The organism is Arthrobacter sp. zg-Y820 (assembly GCF_030142155.1).
Taxonomy (GTDB): Bacteria; Actinomycetota; Actinomycetes; order Actinomycetales; family Micrococcaceae; genus Arthrobacter_B.
The window spans coordinates 3159940-3179890 of sequence record NZ_CP126247.1 but is presented as its reverse complement, the minus strand read 5'-3'; the positions used below and the strand labels follow the sequence as shown (position 1 = coordinate 3179890).

The 19951-nt window shown below is 67.3% G+C and carries 15 protein-coding genes; 9 read left to right on the top strand and 6 right to left on the bottom strand.

The window, feature by feature from the left end:
- The first annotated feature begins 139 nt into the window (after window positions 1-139).
- From QNO08_RS14470 to QNO08_RS14460, 3 genes are read left to right on the top strand one after another with little or no spacing between them, the layout of a single operon-like run.
- The gene (locus QNO08_RS14470; RefSeq protein ID WP_229964786.1) at window positions 140-847 is read left to right on the top strand and encodes a demethylmenaquinone methyltransferase; all 708 of its coding nucleotides are present in this window, start codon (window positions 140-142) and stop codon (window positions 845-847) included.
- Window positions 848-2194 (top strand): geranylgeranyl reductase family protein, encoded by a 1347-nt coding sequence (locus QNO08_RS14465; RefSeq protein ID WP_229964787.1) that lies wholly within the window; start codon window positions 848-850, stop codon window positions 2192-2194.
- On the top strand, window positions 2191-3252 hold the full coding sequence (locus QNO08_RS14460) for a polyprenyl synthetase family protein (RefSeq protein ID WP_229964788.1): 1062 nt from the start codon (window positions 2191-2193) through the stop codon (window positions 3250-3252). The genes QNO08_RS14465 and QNO08_RS14460 overlap by 4 nt, the downstream gene beginning before the upstream one ends.
- On the opposite strand, the gene QNO08_RS14455 is transcribed toward QNO08_RS14460, so the two are convergent.
- The 4 genes from QNO08_RS14455 to QNO08_RS14440 all read right to left on the bottom strand — a co-directional run bounded on the left by QNO08_RS14455 (window position 3249) and on the right by QNO08_RS14440 (window position 7106).
- Entirely contained in the window at window positions 3249-3776 is a 528-nt protein-coding gene (locus QNO08_RS14455; RefSeq protein WP_229964789.1) for an HIT family protein, read from the bottom strand. The genes QNO08_RS14460 and QNO08_RS14455 overlap by 4 nt on opposite strands.
- A 10-nt stretch (window positions 3777-3786) precedes the next feature.
- On the bottom strand, window positions 3787-4212 hold the full coding sequence (locus QNO08_RS14450; protein ID WP_229964790.1) for a hypothetical protein: 426 nt from the start codon (window positions 4210-4212) through the stop codon (window positions 3787-3789).
- Between the two features lie 58 nt (window positions 4213-4270).
- Entirely contained in the window at window positions 4271-4903 is a 633-nt protein-coding gene (locus QNO08_RS14445; protein WP_229964791.1) for a putative glycolipid-binding domain-containing protein, read from the bottom strand.
- Between the two features lie 766 nt (window positions 4904-5669).
- Window positions 5670-7106 (bottom strand): PucR family transcriptional regulator, encoded by a 1437-nt coding sequence (locus QNO08_RS14440; protein ID WP_229964792.1) that lies wholly within the window; start codon window positions 7104-7106, stop codon window positions 5670-5672.
- A 153-nt stretch (window positions 7107-7259) separates the two neighbouring features.
- On the opposite strand from QNO08_RS14440, the gene QNO08_RS14435 reads away from it, so the two are divergent.
- The 3 genes from QNO08_RS14435 to QNO08_RS14425 all read left to right on the top strand — a co-directional run bounded on the left by QNO08_RS14435 (window position 7260) and on the right by QNO08_RS14425 (window position 12329).
- A complete protein-coding gene (locus tag QNO08_RS14435; protein ID WP_229964793.1) occupies window positions 7260-8690 on the top strand; it encodes a gamma-aminobutyraldehyde dehydrogenase in 1431 nt (476 codons plus the stop codon).
- Between the two features lie 97 nt (window positions 8691-8787).
- A complete protein-coding gene (gene gabT / locus QNO08_RS14430) occupies window positions 8788-10143 on the top strand; it encodes a 4-aminobutyrate--2-oxoglutarate transaminase (RefSeq protein WP_229964794.1) in 1356 nt (451 codons plus the stop codon).
- A 356-nt stretch (window positions 10144-10499) separates the two neighbouring features.
- Entirely contained in the window at window positions 10500-12329 is a 1830-nt protein-coding gene (locus QNO08_RS14425; RefSeq protein WP_284155605.1) for a CAP domain-containing protein, read from the top strand.
- A 103-nt stretch (window positions 12330-12432) separates the two neighbouring features.
- On the opposite strand, the gene rarD is transcribed toward QNO08_RS14425, so the two are convergent.
- Window positions 12433-13482, bottom strand: coding sequence for an EamA family transporter RarD (gene rarD / locus QNO08_RS14420; RefSeq protein WP_229964796.1), 1050 nt, complete (start codon window positions 13480-13482; stop codon window positions 12433-12435).
- A gap of 177 nt (window positions 13483-13659) precedes the next feature.
- Between rarD and QNO08_RS14415 the strand changes: the two genes are divergently transcribed.
- Window positions 13660-15081 (top strand): FAD-dependent oxidoreductase, encoded by a 1422-nt coding sequence (locus tag QNO08_RS14415; protein ID WP_229964797.1) that lies wholly within the window; start codon window positions 13660-13662, stop codon window positions 15079-15081.
- 145 nt (window positions 15082-15226) lie between these two features.
- Window positions 15227-16606 carry a helix-turn-helix domain-containing protein gene (locus QNO08_RS14410; protein ID WP_229964798.1) on the top strand — a complete coding sequence of 460 codons (1380 nt, stop codon included), beginning with the start codon at window positions 15227-15229 and terminating at the stop codon, window positions 16604-16606.
- A 34-nt stretch (window positions 16607-16640) separates the two neighbouring features.
- On the opposite strand, the gene QNO08_RS14405 is transcribed toward QNO08_RS14410, so the two are convergent.
- Window positions 16641-18254, bottom strand: a complete 1614-nt coding sequence (locus tag QNO08_RS14405) for a DHA2 family efflux MFS transporter permease subunit (protein ID WP_229964799.1) — start codon at window positions 18252-18254, stop codon at window positions 16641-16643.
- 124 nt (window positions 18255-18378) lie between these two features.
- Between QNO08_RS14405 and exaC the strand changes: the two genes are divergently transcribed.
- A complete protein-coding gene (exaC, locus tag QNO08_RS14400) occupies window positions 18379-19902 on the top strand; it encodes an acetaldehyde dehydrogenase ExaC (protein WP_229964800.1) in 1524 nt (507 codons plus the stop codon).
- The last annotated feature ends 49 nt before the right edge of the window (window positions 19903-19951 follow it).

Here is a 19951-nt window from a genome sequence, read left to right as displayed (position 1 = left end):
GACTCCAGCCTACTCCCCGCACGGATGTGCAATGGATTACCTGCCTCACCGCCGCGGCTGCCCGCCGCCCCGCCGGTGAGGAACCAGACACAGCCGCCCGGCGTTCGGTCCCGTGCACATTCTTTGAGACAATGATCGAGTGAATCGCGCATCGTTGGATAAACGCCCGGATGAAGTCGCTGCCATGTTTGATGACGTGGCGCCGAACTACGACATTGTGAACGACGTGCTGTCCCTGGGACAGACGCGCCGTTGGCGCCGCATCGTGGTGGACGCCGTGGGCGCCGCTCCCGGCCAGCGGGTCCTGGACCTGGCCGCCGGAACGGGCACCTCCAGCGAGCCCTACGCCGACGCCGGCATCAACGTGGTGGCCTGCGACTTCTCCCTCGGCATGCTCAAGGTCGGCAAGCGCCGCCGCCCGGACATCGACTTTGTGGCCGGCGACGCCACCAACCTGCCGTTCGAGGACAACTCCTTTGACGCATCCACCATCTCCTTCGGCCTGCGCAACGTGAACGAACCGAAAAAGGCGCTCGCCGAGATGCTGCGCGTCACCAAGCCCGGCGGCCGTCTGGTCATCGCCGAGTTCTCCTCGCCCACCCAGCCGGCATGGCGGACCATTTACACCGAATACCTGATGCGTGCGCTGCCGCCCATCGCCCGCGTGGTTGCTTCCAACCCCGACGCCTACGTCTACTTGGCCGAATCCATCCGTGCCTGGCCGAACCAGGACCAGCTGGCCGGCTGGATCACCGAATCCGGCTGGGAAAACGTGGCCTACCGAAACCTCACCGGCGGCATCGTGGCTGTGCACCGCGCTGTAAAGCCGGGGAGGACAGCCATCTAAGTGAACGTCCTCATCGTTGGAGCCGGCCCCGCCGGTTCCACTGCCGCTTACTACCTTGCCCGGGCGGGAGTGGAAGTCACCGTCCTGGAAAAGACCTCCTTCCCGCGGGAGAAGGTCTGCGGCGACGGGCTCACCCCGCGTGCCGTCCGGGAGATCCAACTCCTGGACCTGCCGCATGACGAAGCCGACGGCTGGCGGCGGAACAAGGGACTGCGCCTGATCGCAGCGGGCCGCACCGTGGAACTGCCCTGGCCGGTTCTCTCGGACTTCCCGAACTACGGGCTGATCCGCACCCGGCTGGGCTTTGACGAGGCACTGGCCCGGCACGCGCAGGCGGCGGGCGCCCGCATCCTGGAACGCCACTCGGTCACCTCGGCACTGCGCGACGACGCCGGCCGGGTCACCGGCGTGGTGGCCAACGTGCTCGACGACGACGGCCGGCGCACCGGGGAAACCCGCGAGTTCTTCGCCGACGTCGTGCTGGCCGCCGACGGCAACTCCAGCCGCACCGCGCTGAGCCTGGGCATTGAAAAGCGCGACGACCGGCCGCTCGGCGTGGCCGTGCGCACCTACTTTGAAAGCCCGCGCACCAACGACGACTGGATGGAAGGCTGGCTGGAGCTTCCCGACGCCGCCGGAAAACCCCTGCCCGGCTACGGCTGGATTTTCGGGGTGGGCGACGGCACCTCGAACGTGGGCCTCGGCATCCTGAACACCTCCAAGGAATTCGGCAAGCTGGACTACCGCAAGGTCCTGCGCGACTGGACCGCCGGGATGCCCGCCGAATGGGGTTTCACCCCGGAGAACCAGGTGGGGGAGATCCGCGGTGCGGCCCTGCCGATGGGCTTCAACCGGACCCCGCACTACTCGCCGGGGCTGCTCCTGCTCGGCGACGCCGGCGGCATGGTCTCACCGTTCAACGGCGAGGGCATCTCCTACGCCATGGAGTCCGCCCGGTTCGCCGCAGACTTCATCGTGGCCGCGCAGGCCGAGGCACGCACTCCGGGCCTGCTGTCCGCCTCGGCGGCCTTCGATTCCCGGCTCTCCGGCTATGCCGACCACATCCGGTCCGAATGGGGCAGCCACTTCACGCTTGGCCGGATCTTCGCCGGCCTGATCGGCAAACCAGCCATCATGAAGCTGGCCCTGCGCACCGGCATGCCGATCCCGGTGCTGATGCGGTTTGTGGTCCGGATGCTGGCCAACCTCACTGACCACAGCAGCAAGGGTTTGGAGGATAGAGTTATCGCCGTGCTGGAAGCTCTTGTTCCGGCCGCCTCGAACCAAGATGCAGGCCCCGTCCCGCTGTCCAACCCGCTCCGACGAAAAGTTAGTCTAAAACCGTGACTGAATCCTCGAACACCAGCCCGGATACTGCCGCTGACGATGCCGTGCGCGCGCTGCCGGCCGGATTCGCACTGATCGCCGAAGACCCGCAGCTGGGTCCCTCGATCGCTGCGACCCTGGAGCAGGTCGAAGTCCAGCTTCTGGGCGCGATCTCCCAGTCGGATCCCTTTGCCAACGCCACCTCGCGCCACCTGGCGCAGGCCGGCGGCAAGCGGATCCGTCCGCTGCTGGTACTGCTGGCCTCGCATCTGGGTCCGGAACCGAACAACGCCAAGGTGGTCCAGTCCGCCGTCGTCGTCGAACTGACGCACCTGGCCACCCTCTATCACGACGACGTGATGGACTCCGCGCCGCTGCGCCGCGGCGCCCCCACGGCGCACGAGGTTTGGGGCAACTCGGTGGCGGTACTGACCGGCGACCTGATTTTTGCCCGCGCCTCGTCCCTGGTGTCCGAACTCGGCGGGGAAGCCCTGGGGATCCAGGCCCGGACCTTTGAGCGGCTCTGCCTGGGCCAGCTGCACGAAACCGTCGGCCCGCACGACGGCCAGGACCCGCTGGAGCACTACCTGTCGGTGATTTCCGGCAAGACCGCGTCGCTGATCGCGGCGTCGGGCCAGATGGGTGCGCTGTTCTCCGGTGCCACCCGGCAGGCAATCGACATCATGGTGGAATACGGCGAGAAGGTCGGCACCGCCTTCCAGCTGGCCGACGACGTCATTGACGTCACCGGCCGCGAGGCCAAGTCCGGCAAGACGCCGGGCACCGACCTGCGCGAAGGAGTGCCCACCCTTCCGGTGCTGCTGCTGCGCCGCAAGGCCGCCGCGGGCGATGCCGAGGCCGCAGCCGTGCTGGAACTGGTGGACGGGGACTTGAGCTCGGACGCGGCGCTGGAGGCCGCCGTCGAGGCGCTGCGGGAAAACCCGGCCACCGCCGAAGCTTGGGCAGTGGCCCGGCAGTGGTCCGATGAGGCGGTGGCGGTGCTCGAGCCGCTGCCCGATTCGGTGGTCAAGCAGGCGCTGGCCAGCTTCGCCCGGGCCGTGGTGGAGCGGGACGTCTAGAGCCCGTACTCCGAGACCGTGAGGACCGCCCGCAGCTCGGCGGCCTTCCGGGCGCGGACGGCCGGATCAACGATCGGGCGCTTGGGCGTGAAGTAGAGTCCGTCGTTGTCCCAGCGGGGCAGCACATGCTGGTGGTAGTGCCAGACGTGCTGGCTGCCGGCCGGCTCGTTGTGCTGGCGCGTGGTGACGCCGTCGGGCCGCCAGGCCGTCTTGATGGCCACCGCAATGTCCCGGGTGACGATCATGAGGCGGGCGGCGACGTCGTCGGGCAGTTCATACAGCAGCTCGAAATGCTCGCGCGGGGTCACCAGGACGTGGCCGGGCTCCGGATCGAAGCCGTGCGAGGCGATGAACGCGAGGACCAGGTCATCGGAATAGACCAGGTCCCCGGGCTCGCACAGGTTGCCCGGAAACCGGTACTCCCCGGAAGCCATGTCGCAGAACGGGCACTGGTAATTCTCCGGTGCGTGGCTGGGCCACACCGCGTTCCGCGGTGCGTCGCCAACGGTGCCGGGCTGCTGCATTCAGGGCTCCTTAGTTCGGGTCTTCCTCGAAGACCCACTCGAACATGTCAAAGACGTATTCGCTGAACGTTCCTTCTTCGCTCTGCCAGTCGCCGCGCGCGTTGTTGCGGCGCCAGACGATCGGATCCGGAACGTCGAGCTGGTCCACGCGGAAGCCCCAGGCAAACTTCTCGTCCTCGTCTTCGAGGAAGAGCAGGTAGCCGTCTTCGATCTCCAGCTCATCCGGATCCCAGAAGAAGTGGAACGCCTCCATGAGGTCTTCGCAGTTGCCCAGTGCCAGGTAGAACTCGCGCAGCACCAGGGGAATGCTGAAGTCATGGGCGTCCAGCATCTGGTTGAGGATGTCGGCGGGAATGCCGTCTTCCTCTTCGCGCCAGTCATCCTCCAGATACTTGGGGACCAGGGCTTTGAATTTGTCCAGGAACATTTCACTCAATAGGGGTCTCCAAAATTGCGGGTGGTGTACTTCAATCCTAGCCGGGTGCGGACCGCGCTCAGCGCACGCGAACGGCCAGCCGGGGATAGTCGATCACGGCGCCGTCGGCATCCACTGCCAGCTCGGCGGTGAAGTCGCGGGTGGCTGAACTGTAGAGCACGACGGCGTATCCGCGGTTCGCGTCGTAGGCCGAAACCTGCGAATAGACCTGGCTGCTGGGCAGTACCCGCAGACTGGGCATTTCCACCCACGCCATGGTGAGTTTCGTGTCGTCGTCGGGGGCCGAGCCGGTCAGCAGGTCCAGGCGGAGGATGGGCATCGTGTTGGTCATGGGACACAGGGCCAGGTCCACATCCTGGGCGTTGTCCAGGGCGCGCGGGTCTGTGATTCCCGGGGCGGGCAGTCCGGCGTCGCCGGTCACTTCGGTTTCCGCGCTCCACTTCCCGTCCTGGGACCGGGTGAGCTCGAGGGACCGCGACCAGCTCGGCGCCGCGACCTGGATGCTGAACCGGCGGGTGACCCAGCCGGTGGAGGTGGAGAGGGTCCATGAAGCGGTGTAGTCCTCGGTCACCGAGGTGCCGCCGGCTGCGAGCTCACGGGCTCGGAAGGATACAGCTGCGGTTTCACGGCGTGCAGGGTTGTCCACGCCCTGCCAGCGGAAGATTCGGGCGGGCTGCACGCTGTTATCCATCCCTACACCCTATGGTTCCCGTGCCGCGGGCGGCAACGGCGGATTTCGGGTGCGTCGGTGGGCGTCGAGTGATGTGATCGAGTCCTGCCCGGTCGTCGAGTGTGCAGGTCGTGCCGGTTTCCAGTGCCCCTTGTCGAGCGCCCGTTGTCCGAGCTGACGCCTGTTAAGCGCCCGTTGTCCGAGCTCACGCCGTTTTCAGCGCAGAATTCGTGCGTTTTCTCGCCTCTCGGCGCGGGGGTGCAAGGACTCTTGCGGCCCGGTGGCGGCGCCTCCCCGGGGAAATCTCTCGTGCAGATAATGCGCTCTGCCGGCCTCGACGAGGATCCTTCGTGCAGACAATGCACTCTCAACGGCGGAGTTCGACGGTTAGAGGCCCTGATCTGCACGATAGATTTCCGCTGAGGCCCTTATCTGCACGAAGGATCTTCCCCCCCTCCGCCGAGTGTGCACTTGTGGCGACATCCGGCGGGCACTCTCTCGCCGAGAATGCAGATCTACCGACCAAACGGCAGCGCAACCCGCCAGAGCTGCACTCTCGCGGAAGGGAGCCCGCCAGAGCTGCACTCTCGCGGAAGGGAACCCGCCAGAGCTGCACTCTCGCGGAAGGGAGCCCGCCAGAGCTGCATTCTCGGGGAAGGGAGCCCGCCAGAGCTGCGCTCTCGGGGAAGGGAGCCCGCCAGAGCTGCGCTCTCGCGGCGGGATCGCGGCTGGAATCCCGCCCCCGCGAACCAAACCCCAAGGCCCCCCACCCCCAGACCCTAAGACCTCAGCCCCGGCCGACCCCGAGCCGGCGCACATTCAGTGCCAGAAACAGGTGCACGCGGTCCGCAGTGATGGCCGGATCGTAGCCGGTCAGCTCGGTGATCTGCCCCAGCCGGTAGCGGACGGTGTTCCGGTGCAGGCCGAGCGCATCGGCCACCGCAGCCACCGAACCGTTCAGGCCCAGATACTGCTCCAGCGTGTCCAGCAGGCTCGCATCATGGGCGGCATCGAAGTCCGTCAGGGGATCCAGCGCCTCGGCGGCAAGATCGGCCAGCGGCACATCGGCGCCGGACATCAGCAGCGAGGTGAGGCTCAGCCGCTCGGGTTCGTTGATGTGCTGGCCGCGCTGCAGGGATTCCTTCGCCTCGAAATAGCTCCAGCGCAACCCGGCAGGTTCGGCGTACGAGCCGCCGAATCCGATCCTGGCGGTCAGCCCGCTGCCGTACAGATAAGCGCCGAGGATCCGCGCCAGTACGGGACCGTTGCCCTCGGCCACCACGATGACAAGCCGACCGTCGACGACGGCGGTGCCGGCGCCGTCGAATTCCGCCGGCAGCGGCAGGGTGGGCAGCGCCCGGACCTGCCCGGACGCGACCTCCACCAGGAAGGTCAGCTGCCGCCGGGCGGTGGAAATCCCGGCGCCCAGCAAGCGCAGCGACGCATCGCCGCCGGTCAGGCGCCCGGCCACGACGTCGGTCAGCAGCTGCCCGGTGACGGCGCGGTCGCGGGCACGGCGCCGGGCCTGGTTGCTCAATTCCACGCTGATCAGGCTCTGGGCGTAAGCGACAATGTCCGGACGCCGGTAGGGCTCGGTGATCGCCAGCGTGCAGCGGTCCCGAAGTCCGGTTGCGATGGGAACGCGGTGCCGGGATGCGGCCCCGGAATCCTCCCCGGCCTCGGAGCCCGTGTCGAAAATCCGTGCCCCGTACTGGTGCAGCGCCACATGGTTGCCCAGCAGCCCGGCCAGTTCCTGCAGCAGCCCCGGCAGGCCGTTGCCGCCCAGCAGCGCCCCGGCCAGGGACTGATGGGCGGCCAGCAGGTCCCGCAGCTGGGTGACGTGGTCGGCGGACAGGGCGTCGGCGACCATCTTGCCCAGCGCCACGAACGGCGTGTCATACGGCACCTCGAACACCGGCAGGCCGCGGGCATCCGCAGCTTCGATCAACGCCGCCGGCACCTTTGCGTGGCTCAGGCCGGTGCCGAACCCGATCGCCAGCGCGCCGGCCCGGTGCACGCTCTCCACGAAGCTGCGCTGGACGGCGCCGGTGCGCTGCCGCAGGCCGGTGGTCAGCACCACCTCGCCGCCGCCGAGGAACGGAAAGGGATCCTCAAGCTCAGTGACCGCCACCCACTGCAGCGGGGCCGGGGCAACCGGGGCGGTACCGTGCCGGCGCAGGTCAAGCCCGGGAGCGGCGAGGAGATCGGAAAGGTAGATCGGCATGCAGCAACTATAGGGGCTCCGGTTTGGTCGCCTGCACAGTTGGAGCCGTCACCTCTTGTCGGGTTGCCCCTTTGGAACGCGCGGTGCACCGCTTAGGTTTGGAGGAAAGCCCCGGGCGTCGGCGTTCGGGCATCCTCCCGAAAGGACAGTGCGATGGCCCAGACGCTGCAGAACTACATCAACGGAGATTTTGTCCCGGCCCGGGGAACCGAGCAGCTGGAGATCATCAATCCCGCCAACGGCGAAGTGGTCGCGTCGTCTCCGGTGTCCGTCCAGGCGGACGTCGACGCCGCCATGGGCGCCGCCGCCGCGGCCTTCAAGACCTGGAAGCGGACCACGCCGTCCGAACGCCAGCTGATGCTGCTCAAGCTCGCCGACGCGCTGGAGGCGAACTCCGAGGAGCTGGTCGAGGCCCAGCACCGCAACACCGGGCAGGTCCGCTCGGTCATTGCCGCCGAGGAAGTGGCGGTCGGCGCCGACCAGCTGCGCTTCTTCGCCGGCGCCGCCCGGCTCCTGGAGGGCAAGGCCGCCGGAGAGTACATGGAAGGGCACACCTCCTTCATCCGCCGCGAGCCGATCGGCGTCGTCGCGCAGGTCGCCCCCTGGAACTATCCGCTGCTGATGGCGATCTGGAAGATCGGCCCCGCCCTCGCAGCCGGCAACACAGTGGTGCTCAAGCCCTCCGACACCACGCCCGAATCCACCCTGGTCCTGGCCCGGCTGGCCGGCGAGATCTTCCCGGCCGGCGTCCTGAACGTCATTCTGGGTACCGGCGCGACCGGCGCCGCCATGGTGGAACACCCCGTGCCGGGCCTGGTCTCGATCACCGGCTCCGTCCGCGCCGGCATCGCCGTGGCCTCCGGCGCCGCGAAGACGCTCAAGCGGGCGCACCTTGAGCTTGGCGGCAAGGCGCCGGCAGTGGTCTTCGCCGACGCCGACCTGCAGAAAACCGCCCAGGCTGTCGCCGAGTTCGCCTTCTTCAACGCCGGGCAGGACTGCACCGCCATCACCCGCGTCCTGGTGGAGGACTCCGCCCAGGACGAGTTCGTGGCCGCACTGGTGGAACACACCAAGACGCTGGAGACCGGACACGAGGACGACGAAGCCAACTACTTCGGTCCGCTGAACAACATCAACCACTTCAATGCCGTCAACGCCGTCATCGACTCCCTGCCAGCGCACTGCAGCATTGCCACCGGCGGCAAGCGCGCCGGGACCAAGGGCTTCTTCTTCGAACCCACCGTGATCACCGGGGCCCGGCAGGACGACGACGTCGTGCAGAAGGAGACATTCGGTCCGGTCATCACCGTGCAGTCCTTCAGCACCGAGGACGAGGCAGTGGAAATGGCCAACGACGTCGAGTACGCGCTGGCCTCCAGCGTCTGGACCTCCAACCACGGCCGGGCCATGCGCCTGGCCCGCGACCTGGACTTCGGCGCCGTCTGGATCAACACGCACATCATGCTGACGGCCGAAATGCCGCACGGCGGCTTCAAGAGCTCCGGCTACGGCAAGGACCTCTCGATGTACGGCGTGGAGGACTACACCCGGATCAAGCACGTCATGACCGCTCTGGACGCCTGACACCAGCGCCGGCCGGAGCGGCCGACGCAACATCGGCCGGAACGCCGGACACCACACCCCACCGCAGAAAACGCAGCACCGTTCGAAAGGCATCACCATGAGCACCCAAGCCCTGCAGCCCTCCTACCGGCTGGAACAAAAGCGCAGCATCACCGGCACCTTCCCCGGTCCTAAGTCCGCCGCGCTCAACACCCGCCGGGCAGCCGTGGTGGCCAAGGGCGTGGCCTCCTCCGTTCCGGTGTACGTGGCCGACGCCGACGGCGGCATCGTCCTCGACGTCGACGGCAACTCCTTCATTGATCTTGGCTCGGGCATTGCCGTGACATCGGTCGGCGCCTCCGACCCCGCCGTCGTCGGCGCCGTGCAGGAGCAGGTCGCGCACTTCACCCACACCTGCTTCATGGTCACCCCCTACGAGGGCTACATTGCGCTGGCCGAAAAGCTGCACGAAGTCACCCCCGGGGACCACGAGAAACGCACGGTGCTGTTCAACTCCGGCGCCGAGGCCGTGGAAAACGCGATCAAGATTGCCCGCTCCGCCACCGGCCGCGACGCCGTCGTCGCCTTTGACCACGCCTACCACGGCCGCACCAACCTCACGATGGGCCTGACCGCCAAGGCGATGCCGTACAAGACCGGCTTCGGCCCGTTCGCCTCCGAGATCTACCGGATGCCGATGAGCTACCCGTACCGCGAGGAAAACCCGGAGATCACCGGAACCGAAGCGGCGGACCGGGTCATCCTGGCCATCGAAAAGCAGATCGGCGCGGACCAGACCGCCGCCATCCTGATCGAACCGATCCAGGGCGAGGGCGGCTTCATTGTGCCCGCCGAGGGCTTCCTGCCGCGGCTGGCCGAATGGGCCAAGGACAAGGGCGTCGTGTTCATTGCCGATGAGGTCCAGTCCGGCTTCTGCCGCACCGGCGAGTGGTTCGCCGTGCAGCACGAGGGCGTGGTGCCGGACCTCCTGACCATGGCGAAGGGCATCGCCGGCGGCATGCCGCTTTCCGCGGTCACCGGCCGCGCGGAACTGCTCGACGCCGTCCATCCGGGCGGCCTGGGCGGCACCTACGGCGGCAACCCGGTGGCCTGTGCCGCCGCGCTGGCCGCGATCGGCACCATGGAAACCTCTGATCTGGCCGGCCGCGCCCGCCGGATCGAGGAAATGACCGTTCCCCGCCTGCAGCAGCTGGCGGAGGAGACCGGCGTAATCGGCGAGGTCCGCGGCCGCGGTGCCATGCTGGCGCTGGAATTCGTGAAGCCCGGCACCAAGACGCCGGACGCGGACATCACCAAGGCCATTGCTGCCGCCTGCCTGGCCGAGGGCGTCATCATCCTTACCTGCGGCACCTACGGCAACGTGGTGCGTTTGCTGCCGCCGCTGGTCATCAGCGACGAGCTGCTGGCCGATGCCTTGGACGTGCTGGAAGCAGCTGTCAGGGCGCACGCCTAACCCGGCGCAGGCAACCCGCCCAGCTAAACCCGCTCAGCTAACCGCGTTTTTTGCCCGCAGAGCCGTGGGGCGTGAACTCCACGGCTCTGCGGCGGAGCGGTCGTGGTGCAGCACACGCTGCACCGCGGCCGCTCTTTGCGTCTGTGCTGCAGATTACTGCGTGTCCAATTTGTTATTCCAGTTACTGGTGATATTGGAGGGGTCATTGTCTATTGGAGTGACCTACGGTAAGTTCACATCGTTGCCCCGTGACGCTTTTGCCGGGCACCGCAGTTCTCTGGGGAGACTGTGCATGTGGCTGCGGTGTTATCACTGCGTCTCGAGGCATAAGGATAGACATGCGGTTAAAGAAACTTGTGAGCGTTTTCTCGACGCTCGCCATCGTACTGATGACGGCGGTGATCTCGATTCCGTCCGCCGCGGCAAGTTCCGCGGACGGGCAGTTCGCCAGCCGCCTGTACGTCCTGATCAACGACTACCGGGCGCAGCACGCGCTGCCGGCGCTGCGCTGGAATGCTCAGATGTCCGCAGACTCGCAGTCCTGGACCCAGCAGTCTGCTGACCAGGCCAACATTCACGGCGCCGGGGTCTTTCAGCACAGCCCCGGATCCTACGCATTTCCGGAGAACATCGTCTGGAACATGAGCGCTGACGAGGCCTTCTCCTGGTGGGTCAACTCGCCGCCGCACCGCGAGAACATGCTCCGGGCAGCCGACACCGATATCGGACTCGGTGCCGTCCAGCTGACCGCAGGACCGAACCGCGGCGCCTACCTGGCCACGGCGAGGTTCGGCCAGTACGCCGTGTCTCCGGACGAGGAAGCCGCAGCCCGGGACGAAGCCGCCCGCGCCGCGGCAGAGAAGGCAGCAGCAGAAGCCGCTGCCCGCGCAGCGGCTGAAGAGGCCGCCGCACAGGCCGCTGCCGAGGAGGCCGCCGCCCGCGTAGCGGCTGAAGAGGCCGCCGCTCAGGCCGCCGCTGAGAAGGCAGCCGCCGACGCTGCTGCCAAGGCCGCCGCTGACGCTGCTGCCAAGGCCGCTGCTGATGCCGCCGCGAAGGCTGCTGAGGAAGCCGCCGCCAAGGCGCCCGTGAAGGAAGCTCCCGCTGTGACGCCGGATGACACTCAGGCCGAGCAGGACAAGGCGGCGCAGGAGGCCGCTGAAGCAGCCGCGCAGAAGGCAGCCGAGGAGGCAGCGGCAGCCAAGGCCGCCGAAGCCGCCAAGGTCGAAGCCGAGAAGAAGGCTGCGGCCGAAAAGGCTGCCGCTGAGAAGGTTGCCGCCGAGATTGAAGCCGAGAAGAAGGCTGCGGCCGAAAAGGCTGCCGCCGAGATTGAAGCCGAGAAGAAGGCTGCGGCTGAGAAGGCTGCCGCCGAGATTGAAGCCGAGAAGAAGGCCGCGGCTGAAAAGGCTGCCGCCGAGATTGAAGCCGAGAAGAAGGCTGCGGCTGAAAAGGCTGCCGCCGAGAAGGCCGCGGCTGAGGACGCCGGAGCTTCCGAGCAGGCAGCTGCAGCAAACATCGCTGCCGAGCAGGCGGCCGCCGCCGAACTGGCCGTGGCCACGGAAGCTTCGAACAAGGCTGCCGAGCAGGCCGCAGCAGAGGAAGCCGCCAAGAAGGCTTCCGCTGAGGAGGTCGCGCAGGCCGCGGAGGCCGAGCAGGCCGCCGCTGACCAGGCCGCCGCACGTCAGGCAGCAGAGCGCAAGGCACAAGCGGCCGCCGCAGCGGCCATGGAACAGGTGTCGCTCGGAAACGAAACGCTCCTCACCGCCGCCGCACGGGGAACCGTCACCGCTGCTGCCTCGGGAAGCCAGCTGCGCATCTCCGGCCTGGACGCGGCCGGCACCTATGAAGTGGTCCTTCCCTCCGCCGGAGTGAACCTGGGCGCCATGGATGCCGACGCCAACGGTTCGCTGGCCATTGCCGTTCCCGCCGTCCTTGCGGCCGGTGAGCACAAGGTTGCGCTGTTCAAGGACGGAGTCCTCTCCGGCTGGACAACCTTCACCGTGGAGCAGGCAGTCACGGTCCTGGCCGCGCAGCCCGTTCCCGCAGCTGCCGACGGAACCACCGAACTGGCAGCAACCGGCCTGAACGCCGCGCAGCTTTCAATCGGCGGAATCGGTGCCTTGATGGCACTGACCGGAGCCGTCGCCCTGGTCGCCCTGCAGCGCCAGCGCAGCACCTCGGCGCGCTAACTTCCGCGGATAACTTCACCGGGATTCGAAGAAGCCCCGCCCACCGTTACCGGTGAGCGGGGCTTCTTTGCGTCCAGGCCGCTGCGGCCGCGGGGAGAATGTCTTAGGCCGCTGCGGCGCGGAGAATCCGGTTCCGCCGGGGTCCGCCCATCATGTCCACCGTCAGGATCACCAGCGCGAGCCAGACCAGGCCGAACCCGGCCCAGCGCTCCGGCGGCATGACTTCCTTGAACACGGCCAGAGCGATGATGAACTGCAGCGTGGGAGCCAGATACTGCAGCATTCCCACGGTGGACAGCGGCAGGCGACGGGCAGCGGCACCGAAGAAGATCAGCGGAACGGCCGTCAGAACGCCCGAGGCCGCCAGGAGCCAGAAATGCGCGGGACCGTTGGACAGGATGGTTGCCGTGCCGCTGACCGACATCCATACCAGGACGGCGATGGCCACGGGCGTAAGGACCGCGGTTTCAATGGTGAGGCTGGAGATGGCGTCCACCCTGCCGCCCACGCCCTTCTTGACCAGTCCGTACGTGCCGAAGCTGAAGGCAAGGATGAGGGCGATCCACGGGACGGTGCCGTAGGCCAGGCCCAGGACCAGGACGGCGACAAAGCCGACGCCCATGGCAACCCACTGCAGCGGCCGCAGTTTTTCCTTGAGCACGATGACGCCCAGCAGGACGGACACCAGCGGATTGATGAAGTAGCCCAGCGCCGCTTCCACTGCATGTTCATTCAGCACCGCCCAGGCGTACGTGGTCCAGTTGGCCGCGATCAGGACGGCCGCACCGCCCAGGGTGCCCACCAGCCGGAGGTTCCGCGCCGCGGCCGCCAGCGTCCTCCAGGAGCGCATCACGGTGAGCAGGGCGACGCAGAACACCAGTGAGAACACGATGCGCGCGGCAACTATCTCGATGGCTCCTGCCGGAACCAGCACCATGAAGTAAAGGGGCAGCAGGCCCCACAGCAGGTAGGCGCCGACGCCGAAGAGAAGCCCGGGGGTATTCTCGCCCCGGGTGCCGGGAGCGGCCTTGCCGCCGGCGGGCGTCGTGCCGGAGGTGCCGGCGGATCCGCCGGCCGCCGGCCGGGCGGGAGAATGGATGGACTCGGGGGAGGTGGCGGAGCGCGAAGCGCCTATTCCGTCGGATGCAGACACGTGATGCTCAACATCAACGGGCGTCCGGGTATTCCCGCGGCGCCCGGAAGGGGACCCGCAGCCATCCGCCGTGACTTCCGCACCGAACCGTTTAGACGCCGTCGCGCACCTGCATTTAGAATAGGAAACTGTGCGTTATTCCGCACGAGGTTTCCTCCCCGAGACGAAGGACTATCAGTGTCTAATTCAGCCGCGGACCGGTCGCAGCGCCCCATGCGAGTCGCCATTATCGGCGCTGGCCCCGCCGGTGTGTATGCCGCAGATATCCTTACCAAAGCTGACCGGGACTTCGAGGTCAGCATCGACCTCTTCGACAAGTACCCGGCCCCGTACGGCCTGATCCGGTACGGCGTGGCCCCGGACCACCCGCGGATCAAGGGCATCGTCAACGCCCTGCACAAGGTCATGGACCGCGGTGACATCCGCTTCCTGGGCAACGTGCACTACGGCAAGGACCTGACCCTCACCGACTTCCGGCACTTCTACGACGCCATCATCTTCGCCACCGGCGCCATCAAGGACGCTGACATGAGCATCCCCGGCGTTGAGCTGGAAGGTTCCTTCGGCGGCGCCGACTTCGTGTCCTGGTATGACGGACACCCCGATGTCCCGCGCGAATGGCCGCTGGATGCCAAGGAAGTTGCCGTCATCGGCAACGGCAACGTTGCGCTCGACGTCGCGCGCATCCTCTCCAAGCACGCCGATGACCTGCTGACCACCGAAATTCCGGACAACGTCTACGAGGGCTTGAAGAAGTCGCCGGTCACCGACGTCCACATCTTCGGCCGCCGCGGACCGGCACAGGTGAAGTTCACGCCACTGGAGCTGCGCGAACTTTCGCACTCCCGCGACGTCGACATCGTGCTCTACCCGGAGGACTTCGAATTCGACGAAGGCTCGGACGAGCAGATCCGCAGCAACAACCAGACCAAGACCATGGTCAACACGCTGACCAACTGGCTGGTCGAAGAGCAGGATTCCGGTGCCTCCCGCCGCCTGCACCTGCACTTCCTGCACAGCCCGGTGGAGATCTACGAGGATCCCGCCAACCCCGGCAAGGTTGCGGGCATGAAGTTTGAACGCAATGAACTCGACGGCACCGGCAACGCGCGCGGCACCGGCGAGATTGTCGACTACCCGGTGCAGGCCGTGTACCGGGCCATCGGCTACTTCGGCTCGGAGCTGCCGGAGGTCGGTTTCGACTCCCGCCGCGGCGTCATCCCCAACGAGGGCGGCCGCGTCATCGACGAAACCGGCGCCCCGGTGCCCGGGATCTACACCACCGGCTGGATCAAGCGCGGCCCGGTGGGCCTGATCGGCCACACCAAGGGCGATGCGCTGGAAACCATCGGCTTCCTGCTGGAGGACCGGCTGAACCTGCCGGCCGCCGAGGAGCCCGAGGAGGACTCCATCATCAAGCTGCTCGAAGACCGCGGCGTCGAGTACGTCACTTGGGAAGGCTGGCTGAAGCTGGACGCCTACGAAAAGAGCCTGGGCGCCTCCTACATCCATCCGGATCCGGCCACCGGCGAACTGGTGCGCGAACGCGTGAAGGTAGTGGACCGCGAGGAAATGATCCGCGTCGCCCGCGGGCAGTAGCGCCCTTTCCCCTCCCGGCTTCACGACGCCCCCGCTTCCCCGTGGAAGCGGGGGCGTCGTATGAGTAGACTGTGTCGCACACCACAGCAGGAACCACAAAACACGGTGTCAGCGGTCTCCTTATCAGCGCGGATAGGTCGGGGCAGTGCACAATCAGGACTTTCTTACTCCGCCGCGGCGTTCCGCTGACGGTCTGCAGCGTGATGCCTCCCGGGCGCACGAAGGGCTGGACTCACACGACGGTTACCTGCGCTGGCTCCGGCCCCCGGTCCGGGAATCCTGGCAGCGGTCGCTGGGCCATCACACCGATCCGGACAAGGCCGTTCCGCAGCTGGTGTTTTCCGGTTCGGACCTCGAGGAGTATCGCCGTGCGCATCCCCTGGCCGCCGTGATGCCTGTCATCCGGCAGCTGCTGGTGCGCCCGGGCCTGGACAGCGGGCTCCTGGTGGCCGTGGGCGACGGGCTGGGACGGTTGCTCTGGGTGGAGGGCGACGACGAACTGCGCCGCACCGCGGAGGGCATGCTCTTCGTGCCCGGCACCGACTGGTCCGAACAATCCATTGGAACCAGCGCGCCCGGAACGGCCCTGGCCTCGGGGCGCAGCATCCAGATTGCCGGCGCCGAGCATTTCAGCAGGCAGGTCCATTCCTGGAGCTGCACCGCGGTGCCGGTCCGGGATCCGGACACCGGAGTGGTCCTGGGCGTCGTGGACATCACCGGCCGGGACGAAGCCGTGGCCGAGCACACCCTGGCACTGGTCGAGGCAACCGTCGCTGCGGCCGAAAGCCACCTGCGGGTGGAGCGGCTGCAGAACGCCGCCGGTGCATCGTCCGGAACAGTCCACCGAACAGTCCACCGGACAGCCCACAGGTCTGCCCTGAGGTCTGCCCCGAGATCCGCCGCCAGGCCGGCCCTCCGGCAGGACAGCCTGCACATTCTTGGCCGGGACCTGGCGGTGGTGAACGTCGGGGGCCGGGCCGCATCCCTGAGCATCCGGCATTCCGAGCTCCTCACACTCCTCGCGCTTCATCCCGAAGGGCTGAGCGCCGACCAGCTCTCCGTCATGGTCTATCCGGAAAGCGCATCGGTGAGCACCGTCCGGGCCGAGATGCTGCGGCTGCGCAACCTGCTGGGAAAACACAGCGACGGCGTCCCGGGGCCCGCACTGGTGCCGCAGTCCCGCCCCTACCGGCTGCCGCACGGGCTGGTCATCGATGCCCGGCAGGTGCTCGGCTATCTGGAGCGCGGAGCGTACCGGCTGGCCCTGGGCCTGTACCGCGGGCCGGTGCTGCCGCGGTCCCAGGCTCCGGCCATCACGGCGCTGCGCAGCGAGGTCAGCACCGTCCTGCGTGAGGCGATGCTCTCCGACGCCGGCCCCGAGACGCTGCTCGGATACCTGTCACTCGAGGAGGCCCGGCACGACGTCGAGGCCTGGTCCCTCGCTCTGCGGCTGATGCCGCTGCGCTCACCCCGCCGGGCGGCCGTGGTGGCACATCTGGAACGGCTGGAGCACGAACTGGGCTAACGCGGCGCGGAGGCCGCCGGACCCCAGGCACACATCACTCCGCCGGGGGTTTTTCGGGCTGTTTGACGGGCCGGATCCGAAGGCTCGTCAGGAGACCGATCAGCAGCGCGCCGGCAGCGATCCACCCCGCCAGGGTTACGCCGTCGGTCATTGCGGAACGGGCGGCGTCGGCGATGTACGCGGTTTGCGGATCAGCGCTCAGGGCTCCGATGGTTCCGCCGGAACTGGCGTTCACCGAATCCACCAGCGGCCCCAGCATCGGGTTGGCGGCGACGTCGTCGGAGAGCCGTGATGCGGTGCCCTCCTTCAGTGACGTGAAGAAGGCGGTGCCCAGGACGGCGATGCCCAGTGCGGAACCGGTCTGGCGGGCGGTGCTCTGTGTCGCCGACCCCTGACCGCTGCGGGCCACCGGCACCTCGGCCAGCACCACCGACGTGAGCTGGGCAGTTGCCAGGCCCACGCCCAGGCCGTAGACGAGCAGGATCGGCGAGGTTAGCCAGGCCGTGCTGTCCGGACGGATCAGCAGCGCCAGCGCCCCGATGGCGAGGATCTCCAGGCACAGGCCGACCCGCACCACCAGAATGGGGGAGTACCGGCGGGAGAGGGCTGCCACCGCACCGCTGGCCAGGAAGGACCCGGCGGCCAGCGGCACCAGGGCAAGGCCCGCCTGGAAAGCCGAGTAGCCAAGGACATTCTGGAACCAGAGGGGCAGGGACAGGATCAGGCCGAACTCGCCGAAGCTGACGATCAGCGCGGTTATGTTGCCGTTGGCAAAGGAGGGGATGCGGAACAGCGAAAGATCCAGGATGACGCCCCTGCCAGCCTCGGTCCGCCGGCGTTCCTCCATCACGAAGGCTGTCAGCGCGACGGCGGCAACCGCAAACGCCACCGGCACGGGGGAGAGGCTGCCGAGACGGAAGGGGGCGTCGTCGTCGGCGTACCACCAGCCGTAGCTGCGGCCCTCGATCAAGCCGAACACCAGGGCGCCGAAGCCGAGGATGGACAGCAACGCACCATTGATGTCCAGCCGTTGCCGCGCGCCGGTCAGCGGTTCCGAAGACTCCGCCACGAACAGAAGCAGTCCAACGGCTATCAGTGCGCCGAGGGGAATGTTGATGCCGAAGGCCCACCGCCAGCTGGCGTTCTCAGTGAGCCACCCTCCGAGCAGCGGGCCGACTGCGGCCATGCCGCCGATGGTGGAGCCCCAGACGGCGAAGGCTATGCCGCGCTCGCGTCCCTGGAAGTTGGCGTTAAGCAGGGCCAGGGTGGTGGGCAGGATCATCGACCCGCCCAACCCCTGGAGCGCCCGGCCGGTTATCAGGAAGCCGCCGGACTCCGCCACGGCGCAAAGGAGACTCGCAGCAGCAAAGATTCCGACGCCGATCAGCATGATTCGCCGGCGGCCGGCCCGGTCCGCAATCCGGCCCCACGTCAACAGCAGGGCAGCGAACAGCAGGGTGTAGATTTCCTGGACCCATTGGATTTCGGTGCTGGAGATGCCCAAATCCGCCACGATCGAGGGGATGGAAACGGAAACGATGGTGGCGTCCATGATGATCATTGCCACGCCGAGGCTGATGGCGACCAATCCCCACCAGCGGTAGCGAAGGTATCGGCCGACCGCTGGAGAGCCCGGTTCCTGATGCATATGAATCACTGTGCTCCACGGTGATTCGTTGGGGCAACCATTTCCCCGTGCAACCTTGGTGCAACGTCCGGGTCCGTAGCCTCGGTACGTCAGACACCGACGTCGCCACCTCCAAGGAGCAGACATGACCGTTTATGCGCAGCCCGGCACCGAGGGATCCAAGTTTTCCTTCAAGTCCCGGTATGAGAACTGGATCGGCGGAGAGTGGGTGGCCCCGGTCAAGGGCAACTACTTCGAGAACATCTCCCCGGTCACCGGGAAGGTTTTCTGCGAGATTGCCCGCGGCACCTCCGAAGACATCGACCTCGCCCTGGACGCGGCCCACAAGGCCTCGCCGGCCTGGGGCAAGACCGCCGTGGCGGAGCGGGCCCTGATCCTGAACCGGATCGCCGACCGCATCGAGGAGAACCTCGAACTGCTCGCCGTCGCCGAGGTCTGGGACAACGGCAAGCCCATCCGCGAGGTCCTTGCCGCGGACCTGCCGCTGGCCATCGACCACTTCCGCTACTTCGCCGGAGCCATCCGCGCGCAGGAAGGCACGCTGTCCCAGCTCGATGACAACACCACCGCCTACCACTTCCATGAACCGCTCGGCGTCGTGGGCCAGATCATTCCGTGGAACTTCCCCATCCTGATGGCCGTCTGGAAGCTGGCGCCGGCGCTGGCAGCCGGCAACGCCGTCGTCCTGAAGCCCGCCGAGCAGACCCCGGCCTCGATCATGGTGCTGATGGAAATCATCGCCGACCTGCTGCCCGCCGGCGTGCTGAACGTGGTCAACGGATTCGGTGTGGAGGCCGGCAAGCCGCTGGCGTCCTCGCCCCGGATCCGCAAGATCGCGTTCACCGGTGAAACCACCACCGGGCGCCTGATCATGCAGTACGCCTCGCAGAACCTGATTCCGGTCAGCCTGGAACTGGGCGGCAAGAGCCCGAACATCTTCTTCGCCGACGTGGCGCAGGAAAACGACGCGTTCTACGACAAGGCGCTGGAAGGCTTCAACATGTTCGCGCTGAACCAGGGCGAAGTCTGCACCTGCCCCTCGCGCGCCCTGGTCCAGGACTCCTTCTACGACAGCTTCATGTCCGACGCGCTGGCCCGCACCGCGCAGATCATCCAGGGCAACCCGCTGGACACCACCACCATGGTGGGCGCGCAGGCCTCCAACGACCAGCTGGAGAAGATCCTCTCCTACATGGACATCGCCCACCAGGAAGGCGCCAAGGTCCTCGCCGGCGGCGAGCGGCTGATGCTCGACGGCGATCTGGCCGGCGGCTTCTACGTGAAGCCCACGGTCTTTGAGGGCACCAACAACATGCGGATCTTCCAGGAGGAGATCTTCGGTCCGGTGGTGTCAGTGGCCCGGTTCTCCGACTACGGCGAAGCCATGAGTCTTGCCAATGACACCCTCTACGGCCTCGGTGCCGGGGTCTGGTCCCGGAACGGGAACATCGCCTACCGGGCGGGCCGGGACATCCAGGCCGGGCGGGTCTGGGTGAACAATTACCACGCCTATCCGGCGCACTCGGCGTTCGGCGGCTACAAGTCCTCGGGCATCGGGCGGGAAAACCACGCCATGATGCTGGACCACTACCAGCAGACCAAGAACCTGCTGGTCAGCTACGCCGAAACAAAGCAGGGCTTCTTCTAAGCCTGCCGGCACCCGCCTACGCTGGATTTAACCCCGCTCGTCCAAGGAA